The sequence below is a fragment of the Pseudomonas sp. B6002 genome (assembly GCF_013385985.1).
Taxonomy (GTDB): domain Bacteria; phylum Pseudomonadota; class Gammaproteobacteria; order Pseudomonadales; family Pseudomonadaceae; genus Aquipseudomonas.
Window position 1 is genome coordinate 399,129 of the sequence record NZ_JACAOY010000004.1, and the last position, 17,382, is coordinate 416,510.

The following is a 17,382-nucleotide window of genomic DNA, read 5'->3' on the forward strand; positions in this document are numbered from 1 at the left end:
ATGGTGGTTGTACGATCACCGTCCGGGCGCGACTTTCATCTATATCCTTCGCGCAAAAAAATGCCCCGACACAGGTCGAGGCATTCTTTCGGTGCTTCCCCGAGGGAAAGCCCGTTACTTCACCACTTTCAGGCTCGGCCGGCCGCTTGGGCGCGGTGGCTCGGCATCCGGTGGCGGCAGGTCATCGCCGTCTTCGCTTTCGATCGATTCGTCGTCCTCGAAAGGCGACTCCAGATCAAACACCATGCCCTGGCCATTTTCCCGGGCGTAGATCCCGAGGATGGCCCCAATGGGCACGAACAGCGTATGCGGCACACCGCCGAAACGCCCTTCGAAGCTCACGGCTTCGTTGTCCATGTGCAGGTGTCGCACAGCACTGGGTGACACGTTCAGGACGATCTGTCCGTCACTGGCAAACCCCTGCGGCACCTGAACCGCAGGAAATTCGGAATTGACCAGCATGTGCGGGGTGCAATCGTTGTCCACAATCCACTCATAGAGCGCGCGGACCAAGTAGGGTCGACTGGAGTTCATCAGCGGCTCCTTAAGCCTTAGCGCATATCGCGTTCGACACCAGACAGACTCGCCTGGAAAGCCTCACGCGCAAACTGGCGCTCCATGTAATCAAGCAGCGGCTTGGCAGGCCGCGGCAGTTCAATACCAAGAATCGGCAAACGCCAGAGTATCGGTAATAGGCAGCAATCCACCAAACTTTGTTCCTCGCTGAGGAAAAAAGGTTTATCGGCGAACAACGGCGAAACGCCGGTCAGGCTCTCGCGCAATTCCTTACGCGCCTGCACGCGGACGGCTTCTTTTGTACGCGCATCCAGAATCACATCCACCAGCCCGCACCAGTCACGCTGGATCCGATGGATCAGCAGGCGGCTGTTGGCACGCGCCACCGGGTACACCGGCAGCAAAGGTGGATGCGGGTAACGCTCATCCAGGTATTCCATCACCACGGTCGACTCCCACAACGCAAGGTCACGATCGACCAGGGTGGGCAGGCTGCCGTAAGGGTTCACTTCGATCAGTTTCGGCGGCTGACGGCCCGCCTCCACACTGATGATCTCGGCGCTGACACCCTTCTCTGCGAGCACGATGCGTACTCGGTGGGAATAGTGGTCGGCGGGGTCGGAGTAACAGGCCAACCGATTGGTCACGCCCATGGCGGTCCTCCTCGCTTGTTGAAATTATCGAAAGCTCAAAAACGAGCGCGCCCAGAGAGCATCCCTGTATCGCCTGGTACAACCAGAGCGCTACGTGTTCAGAGATGCCGCTGGGCGCGCAAGATTAACAGCAATTGCTTACGGTTGGATCAATGCACATCCTTCCAGTATTCGCGTTTGAGCAGATAGGCAAATACGAAGAAGAAGGCCAGGTACAGCAGCACATAAGTGCCGATGCGCTGGTGCTGCAGTTTGACCGGGTTGGCAGAGTACGCCAGGAAGGTCACGAGGTTCTTGACCGTCTCGTCGAACTGCGCCTCGGTCTGGGCACCGGGGGTCTCTATCTTCAACTGATCGCACGCCTCATGGGTCAATGGCGTGCCGGTCAGCGGATCGTATTGCTTCTTGCCGTCTTCAACGACCTGGATCTGCTTGCATCCTACCACTTGCTTGCCTTGCAGGCCGACCAGAACGTTCGGCATACCGACGTTCGGGAACACGCGGTTGTTGGCCCCCAGAGGGCGTGCCGGGTCGTCGTAGAAGGACTTCAGGTAGCCATAGAGCCAGTCGGTGCCCCGTACACGGGCGACCAGGGTCAGGTCGGGCGGCGCAGCACCGAACCAGACCTTGGCGTCAGCCGGCTGCATGCCGATGCTCATGTGGTCGCCGATCTTGGCACCGGTGAACACCAGTTTTTGCAGCATCACGTCGTGGGGGATCCCCAGGTCGTCGGCCACTCGCTCATAACGTTGGAACTTGGCGCTGTGGCAGCCCATGCAATAGTTGGCGAACGTCCGTGCGCCGTCTTGCATGGCCGCTTTGTCAGACACGTCGATGTCGACTTTTTCCAGCTCCGGGCCACCGTGCTCGGCAGCGAAGGACAGTAGCGGCAGGGCCGCAAGCATCAATGCAACGAATAATTTTTTCATCAGCCAGTCACCCTTTCCGGAACCGGTTTGGTCTTCTCTAGCCGGGTGTAGAACGGCATCAGAATGAAGTAGGCGAAGTACAGGAAGGTGCAGACCTGCGACAGCAACGTACGCTCAGGGGTTGGCGCCAGTACGCCCAGGACACCCAGGATCACGAACGCGATGCAGAACACCCACAGCCAGATCTTGCTCAGCCAGCCTTTGTAGCGCATGGACTTGACCGGGCTGCGGTCGAGCCATGGCAACACGAACAGCAGCGCGATCGAGGCGCCCATCGCCATCACGCCCATGAGCTTGTCGGGGATCGCCCGCAAGATGGCGTAGAACGGCGTGAAGTACCAGACCGGGGCAATGTGCTCAGGTGTCTTGAAGGCGTTGGCCTGTTCGAAGTTGGGTTTCTCCAGGAAATAACCGCCCATCTCCGGGAAAAAGAACACGATCGAGCAGAAGATGAACAGGAACACCACCACGCCGACAATGTCTTTCACGGTGTAGTACGGGTGGAACGGAATGCCGTCCAGCGGTACGCCGTTTTCGTCTTTGAGCTTCTTGATGTCCACGCCATCGGGGTTGTTGGAACCCACTTCGTGCAGCGCGAGGATGTGCAGCACCACCAGGCCCAGGATCACGATCGGCAGGGCCACGACGTGCAACGCGAAGAAGCGGTTCAGGGTAATGCCGGAGATCAGGTAGTCACCCCGGATCCACTGGGTCAGGTCGTTGCCGATCACCGGGATCGCACCGAACAGCGAGATGATCACCTGGGCGCCCCAGTACGACATCTGGCCCCACGGCAGCAGGTAACCCATGAAGGCTTCGGCCATCAGAGCCAGGTAGATCAGCATGCCGAAGACCCACACCAGCTCGCGAGGCTTCTGGTACGAACCGTAGAGCAGGCCGCGGAACATGTGCATATAGACGACGATAAAGAACGCCGATGCGCCGGTGGAGTGCAGCAGGCGCAGGATCGAGCCGTACTCGACGTCACGCATGATGTATTCGACGGACGCAAACGCTTCTTCCGCCGACGGCGTGTAGCTCATGGTCAGCCAGACGCCGGTGACGATCTGGTTGACCAGCACCAGCAGGGCCAGGGAGCCGAAGAAGTAGAAGAAGTTGAAGTTTTTAGGCGCGTAGTACTTGCTGAGATGGTCTTCCCACATTTTGGTCGCGGGGAAACGCGCATCCACCCAATCCATGAACTTGCTCATCAGGCCTTCTCCCCCTGGTCGACGCCAATGATAACGATGCTGTCCGTCTCGTATTGGTGCGGCGGAACGGGCAGGTTCAACGGTGCGGGTTGTGACTTGTAGACGCGACCGGCCAGGTCGTAGTGAGAACCGTGGCAGGGGCAGAAGTAGCCACCGACCCAGTCCTTGCCAAGGTCGGCAGGAGCAACTTCCGGGCGGAAGGTAGGCGAGCAGCCCAGGTGGGTGCAGATACCGATCAGCAGCAGTATCTCTGGCTTGATCGAACGGATTTCCTTATCGACGTAGGCGGGTTGGTCGGAATTCTTCGAGTCGGGATCAGAGAGCTGACCCTCGATTTTCTTGAGATTTCCCAGGATTTCCTCGGTACGACGAACAATGAAGACCGGCTGGCCGCGCCACTCAGCAATCATCTGCTGGCCTGGCTCGATCTTGCTGATATTCACCTTCACCGGTGCACCTGCGGCTTTCGCCTTGGCACTGGGAAACCATGACCCCACGAACGGGACCGCAGCCCCCACCGCTCCTGCAGCACCCACCACGGATGTGGCTGCTACCAAGAAGCGACGCCGGCCTGCATTCACGCCGTCATTGCTCATTCAGTCCTCTCCCATCAGCTTTTTGGCCTGTTAAATCAGGCGTCTACTAAGTATTGAATCTTTGCTTATAAAAATTTTGTCGGATGGTAATGAAAAGCCCCACGTATGACAAGGGAATTGCCCGGGGCTCCGCCCCCAGGCCTTGTAGTATAGGGGGTCTACGGATGTGGCAAGTTGTCACGCGCAAATTTGTGCATAAATCGCAGGCAATAAAAAACGCCCAGCTCCGTGAGGAGGCTGGGCGTTTTTGTGGAACGTAAAGCGAATTAACGCTTCGAGTACTGCGGACGCTTACGCGCTTTACGCAGACCGACTTTCTTACGTTCAACTTCACGGGCATCGCGAGTAACGAAGCCAGCTTTGCGCAGAGCGCTACGCAGGGTTTCGTCGTAGCTCATCAGTGCGCGAGTGATACCGTGGCGGATTGCGCCAGCTTGACCACTTACACCGCCACCGATAACGGTGACGTAGATGTCGAACTTTTCAACGGTCTCGGTCAGTTCCAGCGGCTGACGAACTACCATGCGGGCAGTTTCGCGGCCGAAGAAGTTGTCCAGGGAGCGGTTGTTGATCGAGATGTTACCAGTGCCCGGACGCAGGAAAACGCGTGCGGTTGCGGTTTTGCGACGGCCAGTGCCGTAATTTTGAGTCGCCGACATAATGAACTATTCCGTTAAAACTTCAGTTCTTGGGGCTGCTGAGCAGCATGAGGGTGTACAGCGCCCGCATAGACTTTCAGCTTGCGAAACATATCGCGACCCAGTGGGCCCTTAGGCAGCATGCCTTTGACCGCGATTTCGATCGGGGCTTCAGGCTTCTTGGCAATCAGGCCTTCGAAGTTGGAAGACTTGATACCGCCTGGGAAACCGGAGTGACGGTAGTACATTTTGTCGCTTGCTTTGTTGCCGGTTACACGAACCTGCTCAGCGTTGATGATGACGATGTAGTCACCGGTATCAACGTGCGGGGTGTACTCAGGCTTGTGCTTGCCACGCAGACGGCTGGCGACTTCAGTGGCCAGACGACCCAGGGTCTGACCAGCGGCGTCGACGACAAACCAGTCGCGCTGAACTGTTTCCGGTTTTGCAGTAAAAGTTGTCATTCTTTAATAGCCTCAGGGGCCGCCTGTAAATTTAGACGGCGGATCTTACTGAATAGTGCGTACTTTGACAAGGTCAAAGGCAGCCGGATACAGACGCTATCGGGGGCTCGGGTCGGCGCGTCCGTTCAACGGCAAGATTCTTCGGCAGGCGGCGCATCACTTCCACTGCAGAAAGAGGTGGGCAATTATGCAGATTGCCAAAAAAAATTCAACCTGCTTTTATGATTGTTTTCCCCGAAGGAGTACCCGATGGATTATCGACAGCTGGGCCGTACGGATCTGAACGTGAGCGCGATAGCCTTGGGCACCATGACCTGGGGCGAGCAGAACAGCGAGGCAGAGGCCTTCGCACAGATCGAACGGGCCAAGGCCGCGGGGATCAACTTCCTCGACACCGCCGAAATGTACCCGGTGCCGCCCAAGGCCGACACCTATGCCACCACCGAACGCTACATCGGTAATTACTTCAAAAGCCGCGGCGACCGTGCCGACTGGGTCCTGGCCAGCAAGATCGCCGGCCCTGGCAACACCATCGACTACATCCGCGACGGCCACCTGCGCCACAACCGCAAGCACATCGTCGAAGCCCTCGACGCCAGCCTCAAGCGCCTGCAGACCGACTGGATCGACCTCTACCAGTTGCACTGGCCGGAGCGCAGCACCAACTTCTTCGGCCAACTGAGCTACAAGCACAAGGACGAAGACAACCTCACCCCACTGGAAGAAACCCTCGAGGTGCTGGACGAACAGGTAAAAGCCGGCAAGATCCGCCACATCGGCCTGTCCAACGAAACCCCGTGGGGCACCATGAAGTTCCTGGCCCTGGCCGAAGCCCGTGGCTGGACCCGCGCCGTGTCGATCCAGAACCCCTACAACCTGCTCAACCGCAGCTTTGAAGTGGGCCTGGCGGAGGTCGCGATTCGTGAACAGTGCGGTCTGCTGGCCTACTCGCCCCTGGCGTTCGGCATGCTCAGCGGCAAGTACGAAAACGGTGCACGCCCAGCCAAGGCGCGCCTGACCGAATACAGCCGCTTCAGCCGCTACTTCAACCCGCAGTCGGAAGCGGCGTGCAGCCGTTATGTGGCACTGGCACGTGAACACGGGCTGGACCCGGCGCAAATGGCGTTGGCGTTTGTGACGCAGCAGCCGTTTGTGACCAGCAACATCATTGGCGCCACGTCGCTTGAGCAACTGGACAGCAACATTGCCAGTGCCGACCTGAAATTGTCGAAAGAGGTGTTGGAGGGGATTGAGGCGATTCAGAAGGATCATCCGAACCCTGCGCCTTGATTGACCGGTAGACCGCTATCGCAGGCAAGCCAGCTCCCACATTTTGATTTGTGAATACCGTCAAATGTGGGAGCTGGCTTGCCTGCGATGGCGCCCTCAAAAGCACCACATGATCAAAGCGCCCGAGCAATGATCTCTTTCATGATCTCATTGGTCCCCGCATAAATCCGCTGCACCCGCGCATCCGCCCACGCCCGGGCGATCGGGTATTCCCACATGAAGCCGTAGCCACCGTGCAACTGCACGCACTCATCGAGCACCTTGCATTGCAGGTCCGTGGCCCAGTACTTGGCCATCGCCGCCGTGGGTACATCCAGCTTGCCCTCCAGGTGCAACGCGATGCACTTATCCACAAACACACGCCCGATCTGAATCTCGGTAGCCATCTCCGCCAGCTTGAACCGGGTGTTCTGGAAGTCGGCAATCGCCTTGCCAAACGCCTTGCGCTCGCGGGTGTACTCCAGCGTCCACGCCAGCGCCGCCTCGGCTGACGACACGGCGCCAATCGCCACGGTCAACCGTTCCTGGGGCAACTCCTGCATCAGGTACGCGAAACCCATGCCGGCCTGGCCCAGCAGGTTTTCCTTGGGCACCCGCACGTCCTGGAAGAACAGCTCGGAGGTGTCCTGGGCTTTCATGCCCACCTTCTCCAGGCGCTTGCCCTTGTCGAAGCCTGGCGTGTCGGCCTCCACCAGAAACAGGCTGGTGCCCTTGGCACCGGCCTTAGGGTCGGTCTTGGCCACGACGATGACCAACTCGGCCAGGTAGCCATTGGTGATAAAGGTTTTGGAGCCGTTGATCACATACTCATCGCCGTCCAGCACCGCGGTGGTCTTGACCCCTTGCAGGTCAGAGCCGGCACCTGGCTCGGTCATGGCAATGGCCGTGACCATCTCGCCGGAGATCAGCTTGGGCAGGTATTTGTGCTTCAGCGCCTCGCTGCCGTAATGCAGGATGTACGGCGCAACGATATCCGAATGCAGGGAAAAACCGATGCCGGTCAGGCCGAGGCGGCTGATCTCTTCGATCACCACCGCGCTGTACAAAAAGTCCGCGCCCAGGCCGCCATACTCTTCCGGCAGGTGGGAACACAGCATCCCCGCCTCCCCCGCCTTGCTCCACAGGCCACGGTCGATGTAGCCCTGTTTTTCCCATTGCCCATGGAACGGCGCGGCGTCTTTTTCGAGGAACGTGCGCACGCTGTCGCGGAAGAGTTCGTGCTCCGGGCTGTACAAGGTTCTGGGAATCATGGGTCACCTGCGAGGATTGTCGGACAAGGACGAGCCCACAGAGACTATGCCGCGAAAGCATCACGGGACACTGGACACATGCGACAAAAAATAAGACGATCCAGCCGTCTGGTGACCACTTTCCCCTATAAGAATAAATGAAATTATGTCTAACCAAATCTCCACGCCGTTGCGGCGCGTCAGCATTTTGGCCATTGATCGGGTATTCGCTTCAACCCTCATGCAAGCCAAGGATTTCTTCCACCTCGCCAGCCTGCGTTACGGCAAGCAACAAGGCCTGGGCCTCACCCCCGCATTCGAAACGCGCCTGGTCAGCCCCGACGGGCAATCGGTACGCAGCTTCAGCAATGTGATCATGCCGGTGGACGGCGGCCTGGAAAACGCCGACATCATCGTATTGCCGGCCTTCTGGGATGATTTCGACGCGCTGTGCGCGCGTTACCCGCAAGTGCTGCCGTGGCTGCGCGAACAACACGCCCGTGGCGCCGTACTCTGCGGCGAAGCCACCGGGGTATTCTGGCTGGCCGAGGCCGGCCTGCTCGATGGCAAGGAGGCGACCACTTATTGGCGTTTCTTCAATGCCTTCAGCGAGCGTTTCCCCAGGGTCCAGCTCAATCAGGACAAGCACCTCACCGACGCCGACAACCTGTATTGCGCCGGCGGCACCACGTCGGCGTGCGACCTTTATATCTACCTGATCGAACGCTTCTGCGGCGCCAACATCGCCCAGGCCGTGGCCCGCGACATCCTTTACGAAGTGCAGCGCAGCTACGCGCCGGGGCGTATCGGTTTTGGCGGACAGAAGCTGCACCAGGACGTGATCATCCTGCAGATCCAGCACTGGCTCGAAGAACACTTTGCGGACAAGTTCCGCTTCGAAGACGTGGCTCGGGAACACGGCATGAGCATCCGCAACTTCATGCGCCGCTTCCAGACCGCGACCGGCGACAAGCCATTGCACTACCTGCAACGCCTGCGCATCGAGACGGCCAAGGGCCTGCTCTCGGGCAGCCGTAAGAGCATCAAGACCATCAGTTATGAGGTGGGTTACGACGATGCGAGTTTCTTTGCGCGGTTGTTCAGGCAGCACACGGAACTGTCACCGAACCAGTACCGGCAGCAGTTCCAGCAAGCTGCATAACCCGAGACAAACCCAAACCTAATGTGGGAGCTGGCTTGCCTGCGATAACGATCTGTCTGCCAGCACACCTGCTGGCTGGTACACCGCTATCGCAGGCAAGCCAGCTCCCACATTTTTGATCTCCATTGTTTTGGAGATTGGCTTACGGCTTGTGACCGCGTGACAGGAACTCGTGGGACTGCATTTCCAGCAGGCGGCTCAGCGTGCGCTGGAACTCGAAGTTCAAGCGACCACCGGTGTACAAATCCTTCAACTCAACTTCCGCCGAGATGATCAGCTTCACGTTACGATCGTAGAACTCGTCGACCATGTTGATGAAACGGCGCGCGATGTCGTCAGTGGTGACGCTCATCTGCTCCACACCACTCAGGATCACGGCGTGGAAGATCTTGCCCAGCTCGATGTAGTCGTTCTGGCTACGCGGGCCGTCGCACAGGGCACGGAAGTCGAACCAGGCCACGTCATCACAAGTGCGCAAGGCAATGATTTCGCGGTTCTCGATCATCAGCTTGTCGTTTTCCACTGCCTGGGTGCATTCCGGCGTCAACGCACGGAAGCTCTTTTTCAGGCTCTCGTGGGCCGCTTCGTTCAGCGGGAAGTGGAACAGCTCGGCTTGCTCCAGATGGCGCAGGCGGTAGTCGACGCCGCTGTCGACGTTGACGATCTCGGTGTTCTGCTTGATCAGCGCAATGGCGGGCAGGAAGCGCGCACGTTGCAGGCCATCCTTGTACAAACCGTCGGGCACGATGTTCGAGGTGGCAACCAGGGTCACGCCGTTCTTGAACAGCTCTTCCATCAGGGTGCCGAGGATCATGGCATCGGTGATGTCGGAGACGAAGAATTCATCGAAACAGATCACCCGCGCTTCTTCGGAGAAACGCTTGGCGATGATGGTCAGCGGGTTCTTCTCGCCCGGCAGGGTCTTCATTTCTTCGTGCACGCGCTTCATGAAGCGGTGGAAGTGCGTCCGGACCTTTTCCTTGAACGGCAGCGCTTCGAAGAAGGTGTCTACCAGGTAAGTCTTGCCCCGGCCGACGCCGCCCCAGAAGTACAAGCCTTTGACCGGCGTGTGGTCTTTCTTGCCAAACAGCTTGCTGAACATCCCTGGCTTGTTTTGCGAGGCGGCGATCAGGTCGTCGTACAGGCGCTGCAAATGGCGCACCGCATTTTCCTGGGCCGCGTCATGAAAGAATTCAGGGCGCTTCAGATCAGCTTGATATCGTTCTAGGGGCGTCATAATTTCGTTAGCAAGGCAACAAAAACGGGCCGTCACTGTAACGACGGCCCCGGATAATGGCAATCAACCCTTGGTCGGGTTAATCCTCGATAGGGGTCAACGCAACGCGCAGGGCTTCGATGGCCGCATCGCGCGACGCTTCGTCGGCGAACTCGGCACTGTCGGCCACCGCAGCGCCGTCCAGCCATACGCTGAAGCCCAGGGCTTCGGTGCGCACGTCCAGGGCGTCGCCACTTTGCAGTTGCTTGGTCACCGCACCAGCGGCTTTACCATCGGCAAAGTTGCGCGACAGCAGCAGTTGTTCGCCATCGGCCGCCAGCAGGCGGAAGCGGAAGCTGCCATCATCTTCACGGAAGCTCACGAAGCGCGCGGCTTTCGCAGCTTTCTTCTTGGCCGCCACCGGCGCCGCCGCTTGATTGACGAACGAGCGCAGGCCCACCGCTTCACGCAGTTCAGCCAGGAACGGCGCCGCCACGGCACGGGCTTTCTTGGCACCGATCAGCAGCAGGTCTTCCATGTCGGACGGGCGCGACATCAATTGATGGTAACGCTCGCGGGCTTCGCCCAGCTGGCCATCCAGCAGTTGGAACAGGCGGTTCTTCGCCTCGCCCCAGCCCAGGCCTTGCAGCAATTCAGCGCGGAACTCTTCTTCCTGCGCCTTGCTGGCAAACGCTTGGTACAGGGTGAACAAGTGCGAGTTGTCCGGGTCTTTGGCTTCGCCCGGCGCGCGGGAGTCGGTGACGATGCGCGAGATGGCGTCTTTCATGTCCTTGGCGCTGGTGAACAACGGGATGGTGTTGTCGTAGCTCTTGGACATTTTGCGGCCATCCAGGCCCGGCAAGGTGGCGACGCTTTCTTCGATCAACGCCTCGGGCATGGTGAAGAATTCTTTACCGTTGCCGAACAGGTGGTTGAAGCGCTGGCCGATGTCGCGGGCCATTTCCACGTGCTGGATCTGGTCGCGGCCGACCGGCACCTTGTGCGCGTTGAACATCAGGATGTCCGCCGCCATCAGCACCGGGTAGCTGTACAAGCCCATGCTGATGCCCGCATCCGGGTCTTCGCCGGCTTCCACGTTCTTGTCCACCGAGGCCTTGTACGCATGGGCACGGTTGAGCAGGCCCTTGGCGGCCACGCAGGTGAGCAGCCAGGTCAGCTCGGGGATTTCCGGGATGTCCGACTGGCGATAGAACGTCACCCGGTTCACATCCAGGCCACCGGCCAGCCAGGTCGCGGCGATTTCCATACGCGAGCGCTGGATGCGCTGCGGGTCATCGCACTTGATCAGGGCGTGGTAGTCGGCCAGGAAGTAGAAGGAGTCGGCATTGGCGTCCTGGCTGGCAAGGATTGCCGGGCGGATCGCGCCAGCGTAGTTGCCCAGGTGCGGCGTGCCGGTGGTGGTGATGCCGGTGAGGATACGGGTACGAGTCGTCATGGGTAATCGCTTATCAGACTGCTATCAATTCGAGAGGCGCGGCAGCACCAGATCCTTCAGATCGGTGAGCTTGCCATGAAAAAAGTGCCCGCATTCTGCCACTTTCAGCAGCTCATGGGGGCGTTTCAGGGCGGCGGACCAGTCGTAGACGGTCTGCGGGTCGACCACTTCGTCGGTTTCTGGCTGGATCAGGGTCAGCGGGCAGCCCTGTGGCAGCACGTCGGTATCACGCAGGCGCATCACCGCAGCGGCCACCATAAACAGGTGCGCGAGTTGTTCGCCCTTGGCTTCCAGGCGCCCGCCAAGGCTGGCCGCCACGTAGCCACCGAAGGAAAAGCCGAGCAGGGTGATCGGCAGGTCCGGGTGTTTTTCCCGCAGCCAGGTGGCGGCTGCTTCAGCGTCATCCACTTCACCGGTGCTCATGTCGTGAGTACCGGCACTGGCACCGACGCCACGGTAATTGAAACGCAAGGTAATCAAACCGGCATCGCGGGCGGTGCGTTGCAGGGTCGAAACGACTTTATTGAGCATGGTCCCACCCTGCACCGGGTTGGGGTGGCAGATCAGCGCCAGGCCACGTGGCTCGGGGTGATCCAGGTACAGGGCTTCCAATTGGCCTACCGGGCCATCGATCAAAACGGGGGTTTCACGCATGAGCAAGGAATGAACTCCGTGACCTCTCAAAGGGTCGACTCGTCTAGCTAAAAGTCTGTGCATGGCATCATTGCGAGCTTAATCGCGGTATACAGCGCAGGTCCGAGCCGTTAACGTAAAGCAAAGCCGTTTATAGAGGAAGGACTCGTGGAACACTCGCTCTTAGTTTGGTTGTTGCCGACTCTTGCCCTGGTTGCCGGTGTCGCCATTGGTTTCCTGGTTGCTCGCTTGCTGCCCAATGCCGCGCCTAACCGCACGCAGCGTCAGCTGGATGACATTCAGGAACGTTTTGACAGTTATCAGAACGAGGTTGTTACCCACTTCAACAGCACCGCGACCCTGGTCAAGAAGCTCACCCAGAGCTACCAGGAAGTACAGGATCACCTCGCCGATGGCGCCAACCGCCTGGCCCTCGACGACATCACCCGTCAGCGCCTGCTGGCCGCGTTGCATTCCGATGCACCGCAAACCCCACGGGAGCGCCTGACCCCACCCCGGGAAAACCAGGAGCCACCCCGGGACTACGCGCCAAAAACGCCGAACGCCCCAGGCATGCTGGATGAGCATTACGGCTTGAAGAAGTAACATCTCTTCACGCACAAAAAAGCCCGGCTGATCGATGATCAGCCGGGCTTTTTTATTGGATCACGCATCAACTGTAGGAGCCGACTTGCCGGCGATGGCGGTGTGTCAGGCAAAAGATGGGTTGCTTGATCAACCGCTATCGCCGGCAAGCCGGCTCCTACGGGAAGCGCGTCAGGCCGCGGGCTGTTCCTGCAATAGCCCGCTTTCGATCCGCACATGCCGCCCGTGGAAACGCTTGAGGCTGCTGCGATGGCCGACGCTGACGATGCTCAGCCCCGGCAGCTCATCGATCAATGCCTGATACAACGTCGCCTCGTCCTCTTCATCCATGGCCGAGGTGGCTTCGTCCATGTACAGCCATTGCGGTGCGAACAACAACGCGCGGGCAAACGCCAGGCGCTGCTGCTCACCCGGCGAGAGCATGCGCTGCCAGTGGTTGGCTTCGTCCAGGCGCGCCACCAGATGCGGTAGGCGGCAGGTCTCCAGCACCTGTGCATAACGTTCCGCCGGGTAGACGCTGTCCTCCTGTGGATAACTCAACACCGCCTTCAACGTGCCAATCGGCAGGTAAGGCTTTTGCGGCAGGAACAGGTAGCGCGCCGCCGGCAGGCGAATGCTGCCGTGGCCTGCGGGCCATAAATGCCCCATGGCTCGCAGCAACGTACTTTTGCCGCTGCCGGAACGACCACTGAGCATCACGCGCTGGCCCGGCTCTACCGTCATGTCGGCATGGGTGAGCAAATGGCGGCCGTCGGCCAGGTCCATGCCCAGGTCTTGCACCACCAGGCGCTCGCCCTCCGGGCGCACGTCGATGGCCGGCGCGCGCTGCTCGTTCTCGCTCATGGCCTGGTGGAAACTCAACAGACGATCACTGGTGGCGCGCCACGACGCCAGCTCCGAATACGCGCTGATAAACCAGCTGAAGTTCTCTTGCACGTTGCCGAAGGCCGAGTTGATTTGCATCAGCTCGCCCAGCTCGATCTTGCCGGTGAAGTAACGTGGCGCCGCGACGATGAACGGGAAGATGATTGCGATCTGGCTGTAGCCGGCGGTGAAGAACGTCAGGCGCTTGGACACTTTCATGATGTCCCAGAAGTTGTGCCAAACCTTGCCGAAACGTGCGCTCAGGCGCTGGTTTTCATTCGGCTCGCCGTTGTACAGGGCGATGCTCTCGGCGTTCTCACGCACGCGCACCATGGAGAAACGCAAGTCCGCTTCGAAACGTTGTTGTTGATTGCTCAAGCCGATCAAGCGACGGCCGATCAAGTGCGTCAGCCAGCTGCCCACGGCGGCATACAACAGCGCGCACCAGAACATGTAGCCGGGAATGGTGATGCCAAACACTTCGATGCTGCCCGACACGCCCCACAGGATGATGGAGAACGACACCAGGCTGACCACGTTACGCAGCAACCCGAGGCCCAGGCTCAAAGTGCTGGAGGTGAAGTTGTTGAGGTCTTCGGAAATCCGCTGGTCCGGGTTATCGGTGTAGCCGCCCTGCTCCAGCTGGTAGTAGTTCTTGTCGGAGAGCCAACGCGCAAAGTGTTTCTCGGTGAGCCAGGCACGCCAGCGGATGGTCAGCATCTGGGTCAGGTACAGGCGGTACACCGCGCCGAGGATCGCCACGGCGGCGATCCCGCCGAAGTAGCCGATCAGTTGCCAGAAGGCATCGGTGTCCTTCTTTTCCAGGGCGTTGTAGAAGTCCTTGTACCAGTGGTTGATCCACACGGAGATCGCCACGCTGAACAGCGACAGACCGATCACCGCCGCCAGCAATAACCAGGCCTTGCCCTTCTCTTCGCTGCGCCAATAGGGCGTGATCATCGCCCAGGTTCGGCGAAAGAAGTGCCCACGCACCGCGTCGTTGACCGCGGAGTACTCAGCGTTCTGATTCATCGTTCACGCTCTGTAAGAAAATGTGACAGGTGTTTGAACCGATCATAGACGATCGGTTCAGGGCGCCGTGCGGCCTGACGCAGATTGTTCAGACTTTGTTCAGCGCGGTAAAGGACGCTTCTTTCGCCACGGACCGCGCGCATCAAGAAAGCTCGACCTACCGCGAGTGAAAGAAGAAGTGACATAGACAGAGGAACGTTGCCTACAGCCTTGCCACACAGGAAGCCCATCAACAACCGTTCCTGCCTGAGGCTCCCGTTATGCAAATTGCCCCCCATCAACACGTCAACCTTTACCCTGTGTCATCAGCCCCCACGTCGCCGCAAGCTCGCCAAAAACGCTCGATTGATGCCAGCGCGCCTAAAGACCAGGAAGTCGTGCAGGAGGTCAAACCGACGCAGCAATCATCAGGAGGCGGTTACGAAGAAGTGAGCGTCAACCCTGATCCGGGTAAACGCATCGGGGTGGGTGAGAAAACGCCATCCCCGGTCGACCTGGGCGTCAACATCAACATCGACCCCATCACGCAAGACGTCAGCAACTCGCTCAATAGCGTCGAGCAGGAAGCTTCAAACTACTTCAAGAATCTATTCGCAAAGTTTATACAACGGTCCAAATTCCCTGAGGAGGAAAAAAGGTGGAACGTCGACCCCGATAACACATATCTGGTGACGTTCGAATACAACACCACCGGCGAAAAGCCCTACCCCGCGAAAATCATTCAGCGCCTCTCGTTGACCCAGGCGCTCATACAGAACGCCCAGGAGACGCCCTCGGGGCAAGGGTTTGCAGTGCCTTACTACGCCGGTGGCCCGGACGTCATCGTCAAACCCGATCTGGAAATACGCACACCTGGAACATTCGACTTTTCCAGCCGTTTTAATCCGGGTACGGAAAAGGCCGACATCACTCATACCTTCCAAGGTATTTATAAAGAGTCCCCAGGAGAGCCTGCAACAGCCTACAACGCTGGCAACGAAAGTGGGATCAGGCCGGCAGAACTCAGGCAACTGATCAAGACGGCTGACTATCAAAAGCCTTACAAAGAGTATCTGGATGACTTCTGGAGCCGCCACCAGGAGAAATACCCTGTGCTGGCCAAAGCCTCGCTCGTCAAATCTGCCATGGCCCAACACCAGGAAGGTAGCCTGACCACACAAGGTCGCGAGCTGATCATGCGGGCTGCGGGCTTGTCAGGTCATCAAGAGTCATGGCCAGACGTCAAGTTCGAGGACTTGCAAAAGAACCCGCCCAAGGATCCCAACATTGAACTGGGCCTGTTGAAAGTCGGCAGCTATCAATCCACCGACCTGATGTACATCACGGACACCAAGAGCACACCGGCGCTGACCCTGCTATACATCCCCGGGAACTCCTCGCCGCTGCACAGCTTCAACAGCCAGGCCGAGATGAAGACCTGGCTGGCAGAGCAAATGGCCGCCCCGACCAAACGTGATGCCATGGCGTTGCACTTTGCCTTGAAAGACAAACCCAACGGGTTGGCCAGGGCCGGTGTCGACGAAACCCTGGCAGGGCTCGGCACCTGGCCGCAAAAGCGTGAAACCCCGGGCGGATTGTTCAATTACGATCACCGGGCCTTCAGCGGCTTTTGGGATCCACAAACGTACATCACTACAGAGCCCAGTAGCCTGCCGCTTGATGAAATGACGAAACGCCAGAAAAATCGCTCCTATGCCGATGCGGATGTCCAGATCACCAGTAATGCCGATGTAACCAAAAAGGCCATTTTGTCGGGCCTGGAAAAAACCAAAAAATTTGCGCTGTTTTTAACGCCGCTGGCATTGGTGATGCCTGAAGTAGGGCTGGCGCTGGATGCTTTTTATCTGGCAGACGGCGTCACCACCACCGTCGTTGGTATTGACGACAAGGCGCACGGTAAACCCCAAGGCACCGAGCGGATCGTGTTTGGTGTTTTCAATGCCGCAACCGTCGTGCTTCCCCATATCGCGAGAGCAGGCAAGGCAACAGAAGGCGCGGCGGGCAAAGTCGAGTACGAAACCATAACGCCCAACGATAACCCTGCGCCGAACAGCCCCGAAACGGCGCAGATACACACGCCGGACGTGGAGCCCATCCGGCCGAGCTCCGCTCGCCCCCTGCCCGACTTCAGCGCTCACGCCCTGCCCGAAAATCTCCTTGAAGGTCGCACATTGAGAGGAGATGGTACGTATCAGGTTGGGGAGCAGTTCTACGTCCGTTACACCGACGGCACGGGCGTCAGCCGAGTGTTTGAGATCAGCCGAAATTACAAAATCGAGAATGGGTATGTTCGGGTCATCGACCCCGTCACCCAGAAAACCGTGATGTTCCTGGAATCTGCGGGTCACGGTGAATGGCGCTTGAACACAATGAAAGGCGGCGGCAAGAAATTCATCAAGCCTGCACAGCAAAAAGGGCCGCTCGCCAAAGAGAACGCGGTGCCAGGCATTTCAGCGAACGCGCCATTGGCCAATCATCAGGATTGGCAATCCCTATTGGATTCGGGCACGTACAACGGACAGCCGGTATACATTCACTACACCGACAAGGCCGGCGCGGAAGCGATCGCCCAGGGACAAAGCATTACAGATTCGACGCGAGGAGCAACGCGCGCAGGCTCAAAAGGGGGCATATACGTCAACCCTCCAGGTCAGCAATTCAACAGCGAAAACGTCGAAGACCTGTTGTTTCTAGGTAACGAGCGCTACGTGGGCAGGGGTGACTACATGGTGATATTCAGCACTGATCAGGCACCCGAGGAGCTCGGTGCCATCACCGCCGGCAGCCCGTTCGTCGAGCTGAGGATGCCCAAGGAAATCAAGCTGAAACCGTCGAACTTTCTGTATTTGGGACCGAACAAATTCCCCAACTACTTCGATTGAGGGCG

The 17,382-nt window shown here is 58.8% G+C and carries 16 protein-coding genes; 4 read left to right on the plus strand and 12 right to left on the minus strand.

The features are described from left to right. Nucleotides 1-114: 114 nt before the first annotated feature. From HX792_RS05370 to rplM, 7 genes are all read right to left on the minus strand, one after another. Nucleotides 115-534 (minus strand): ClpXP protease specificity-enhancing factor, encoded by a 420-nt coding sequence (locus HX792_RS05370; RefSeq protein ID WP_176995101.1) that lies wholly within the window; start codon nt 532-534, stop codon nt 115-117. A 17-nt stretch (nt 535-551) separates the two neighbouring features. Beyond that, nucleotides 552-1,169 carry a glutathione S-transferase N-terminal domain-containing protein gene (locus HX792_RS05375; protein WP_176995102.1) on the minus strand — a complete coding sequence of 206 codons (618 nt, stop codon included), beginning with the start codon at nt 1,167-1,169 and terminating at the stop codon, nt 552-554. Between the two features lie 149 nt (nt 1,170-1,318). Next, entirely contained in the window at nt 1,319-2,098 is a 780-nt protein-coding gene (locus tag HX792_RS05380; protein WP_176995103.1) for a cytochrome c1, read from the minus strand. Next, complete coding sequence (locus HX792_RS05385) at nt 2,098-3,309, minus strand: cytochrome bc complex cytochrome b subunit (RefSeq protein WP_176995104.1); 1,212 nt, start codon at nt 3,307-3,309, stop codon at nt 2,098-2,100. The genes HX792_RS05380 and HX792_RS05385 overlap by 1 nt, the downstream gene beginning before the upstream one ends. Then, entirely contained in the window at nt 3,309-3,905 is a 597-nt protein-coding gene (gene petA / locus HX792_RS05390; RefSeq protein WP_122720920.1) for a ubiquinol-cytochrome c reductase iron-sulfur subunit, read from the minus strand. The genes HX792_RS05385 and petA overlap by 1 nt, the downstream gene beginning before the upstream one ends. A 266-nt stretch (nt 3,906-4,171) precedes the next feature. Further along, nucleotides 4,172-4,564, minus strand: coding sequence for a 30S ribosomal protein S9 (gene rpsI, locus HX792_RS05395; RefSeq protein WP_016971570.1), 393 nt, complete (start codon nt 4,562-4,564; stop codon nt 4,172-4,174). A gap of 14 nt (nt 4,565-4,578) precedes the next feature. Further along, nucleotides 4,579-5,007, minus strand: a complete 429-nt coding sequence (gene rplM / locus HX792_RS05400) for a 50S ribosomal protein L13 (protein WP_003188508.1) — start codon at nt 5,005-5,007, stop codon at nt 4,579-4,581. Between the two features lie 249 nt (nt 5,008-5,256). On the opposite strand from rplM, the gene HX792_RS05405 reads away from it, so the two are divergent. Next, entirely contained in the window at nt 5,257-6,297 is a 1,041-nt protein-coding gene (locus HX792_RS05405; RefSeq protein ID WP_176995105.1) for an NADP(H)-dependent aldo-keto reductase, read from the plus strand. A gap of 113 nt (nt 6,298-6,410) precedes the next feature. Here HX792_RS05405 and HX792_RS05410 read toward each other — a convergent pair whose 3' ends face one another. Beyond that, nucleotides 6,411-7,547, minus strand: a complete 1,137-nt coding sequence (locus HX792_RS05410) for an acyl-CoA dehydrogenase family protein (protein ID WP_176995106.1) — start codon at nt 7,545-7,547, stop codon at nt 6,411-6,413. 220 nt (nt 7,548-7,767) lie between these two features. On the opposite strand from HX792_RS05410, the gene HX792_RS05415 reads away from it, so the two are divergent. Then, nucleotides 7,768-8,688: a GlxA family transcriptional regulator gene (locus HX792_RS05415; protein WP_176995256.1), complete on the plus strand. Its 921-nt coding sequence runs from the start codon at nt 7,768-7,770 to the stop codon at nt 8,686-8,688. Nucleotides 8,689-8,830: 142 nt separating this feature from the next. Here the strand turns inward: HX792_RS05415 and zapE are convergent, their stop codons facing one another. The 3 genes from zapE to HX792_RS05430 form a co-directional block, all read right to left on the minus strand. Continuing rightward, nucleotides 8,831-9,925, minus strand: a complete 1,095-nt coding sequence (gene zapE / locus HX792_RS05420; RefSeq protein WP_176995107.1) for a cell division protein ZapE — start codon at nt 9,923-9,925, stop codon at nt 8,831-8,833. A gap of 79 nt (nt 9,926-10,004) precedes the next feature. After that, nucleotides 10,005-11,360 (minus strand): tryptophan--tRNA ligase, encoded by a 1,356-nt coding sequence (locus HX792_RS05425; RefSeq protein WP_176995108.1) that lies wholly within the window; start codon nt 11,358-11,360, stop codon nt 10,005-10,007. A gap of 24 nt (nt 11,361-11,384) precedes the next feature. Continuing rightward, complete coding sequence (locus HX792_RS05430) at nt 11,385-12,014, minus strand: alpha/beta hydrolase (protein ID WP_176995109.1); 630 nt, start codon at nt 12,012-12,014, stop codon at nt 11,385-11,387. 147 nt (nt 12,015-12,161) lie between these two features. Between HX792_RS05430 and HX792_RS05435 the strand changes: the two genes are divergently transcribed. Further along, nucleotides 12,162-12,599 carry a YhcB family protein gene (locus HX792_RS05435; RefSeq protein WP_003171734.1) on the plus strand — a complete coding sequence of 146 codons (438 nt, stop codon included), beginning with the start codon at nt 12,162-12,164 and terminating at the stop codon, nt 12,597-12,599. Nucleotides 12,600-12,770: 171 nt separating this feature from the next. Here HX792_RS05435 and HX792_RS05440 read toward each other — a convergent pair whose 3' ends face one another. Then, a complete protein-coding gene (locus HX792_RS05440) occupies nt 12,771-14,495 on the minus strand; it encodes an ABC transporter ATP-binding protein/permease (protein WP_176995110.1) in 1,725 nt (574 codons plus the stop codon). Between the two features lie 260 nt (nt 14,496-14,755). On the opposite strand from HX792_RS05440, the gene HX792_RS05445 reads away from it, so the two are divergent. Beyond that, the gene (locus HX792_RS05445) at nt 14,756-17,377 is read left to right on the plus strand and encodes a dermonecrotic toxin domain-containing protein (protein ID WP_256349798.1); all 2,622 of its coding nucleotides are present in this window, start codon (nt 14,756-14,758) and stop codon (nt 17,375-17,377) included. Nucleotides 17,378-17,382: the final 5 nt, after the last annotated feature.

What these genes read in the sequence shown, in the direction of transcription:
- HX792_RS05425 (WP_176995108.1), bottom strand. Translation starts at nt 11,360, where the DNA reads ATGACGACTCGTACCCGTATCCTCACCGGCATCACCACCACCGGCACG.
- HX792_RS05415 (WP_176995256.1), top strand. Translation starts at nt 7,768, where the DNA reads ATGCAAGCCAAGGATTTCTTCCACCTCGCCAGCCTGCGTTACGGCAAG.
- HX792_RS05410 (WP_176995106.1), bottom strand. Translation starts at nt 7,547, where the DNA reads ATGATTCCCAGAACCTTGTACAGCCCGGAGCACGAACTCTTCCGCGAC.
- petA (WP_122720920.1), bottom strand. Translation starts at nt 3,905, where the DNA reads ATGAGCAATGACGGCGTGAATGCAGGCCGGCGTCGCTTCTTGGTAGCA.
- HX792_RS05380 (WP_176995103.1), bottom strand. Translation starts at nt 2,098, where the DNA reads ATGAAAAAATTATTCGTTGCATTGATGCTTGCGGCCCTGCCGCTACTG.
- HX792_RS05445 (WP_256349798.1), top strand. Translation starts at nt 14,756, where the DNA reads ATGCAAATTGCCCCCCATCAACACGTCAACCTTTACCCTGTGTCATCA.
- HX792_RS05375 (WP_176995102.1), bottom strand. Translation starts at nt 1,169, where the DNA reads ATGGGCGTGACCAATCGGTTGGCCTGTTACTCCGACCCCGCCGACCAC.
- HX792_RS05440 (WP_176995110.1), bottom strand. Translation starts at nt 14,495, where the DNA reads ATGAATCAGAACGCTGAGTACTCCGCGGTCAACGACGCGGTGCGTGGG.
- HX792_RS05385 (WP_176995104.1), bottom strand. Translation starts at nt 3,309, where the DNA reads ATGAGCAAGTTCATGGATTGGGTGGATGCGCGTTTCCCCGCGACCAAA.
- rplM (WP_003188508.1), bottom strand. Translation starts at nt 5,007, where the DNA reads ATGACAACTTTTACTGCAAAACCGGAAACAGTTCAGCGCGACTGGTTT.
- HX792_RS05405 (WP_176995105.1), top strand. Translation starts at nt 5,257, where the DNA reads ATGGATTATCGACAGCTGGGCCGTACGGATCTGAACGTGAGCGCGATA.
- HX792_RS05370 (WP_176995101.1), bottom strand. Translation starts at nt 534, where the DNA reads ATGAACTCCAGTCGACCCTACTTGGTCCGCGCGCTCTATGAGTGGATT.
- HX792_RS05430 (WP_176995109.1), bottom strand. Translation starts at nt 12,014, where the DNA reads ATGCGTGAAACCCCCGTTTTGATCGATGGCCCGGTAGGCCAATTGGAA.
- zapE (WP_176995107.1), bottom strand. Translation starts at nt 9,925, where the DNA reads ATGACGCCCCTAGAACGATATCAAGCTGATCTGAAGCGCCCTGAATTC.
- rpsI (WP_016971570.1), bottom strand. Translation starts at nt 4,564, where the DNA reads ATGTCGGCGACTCAAAATTACGGCACTGGCCGTCGCAAAACCGCAACC.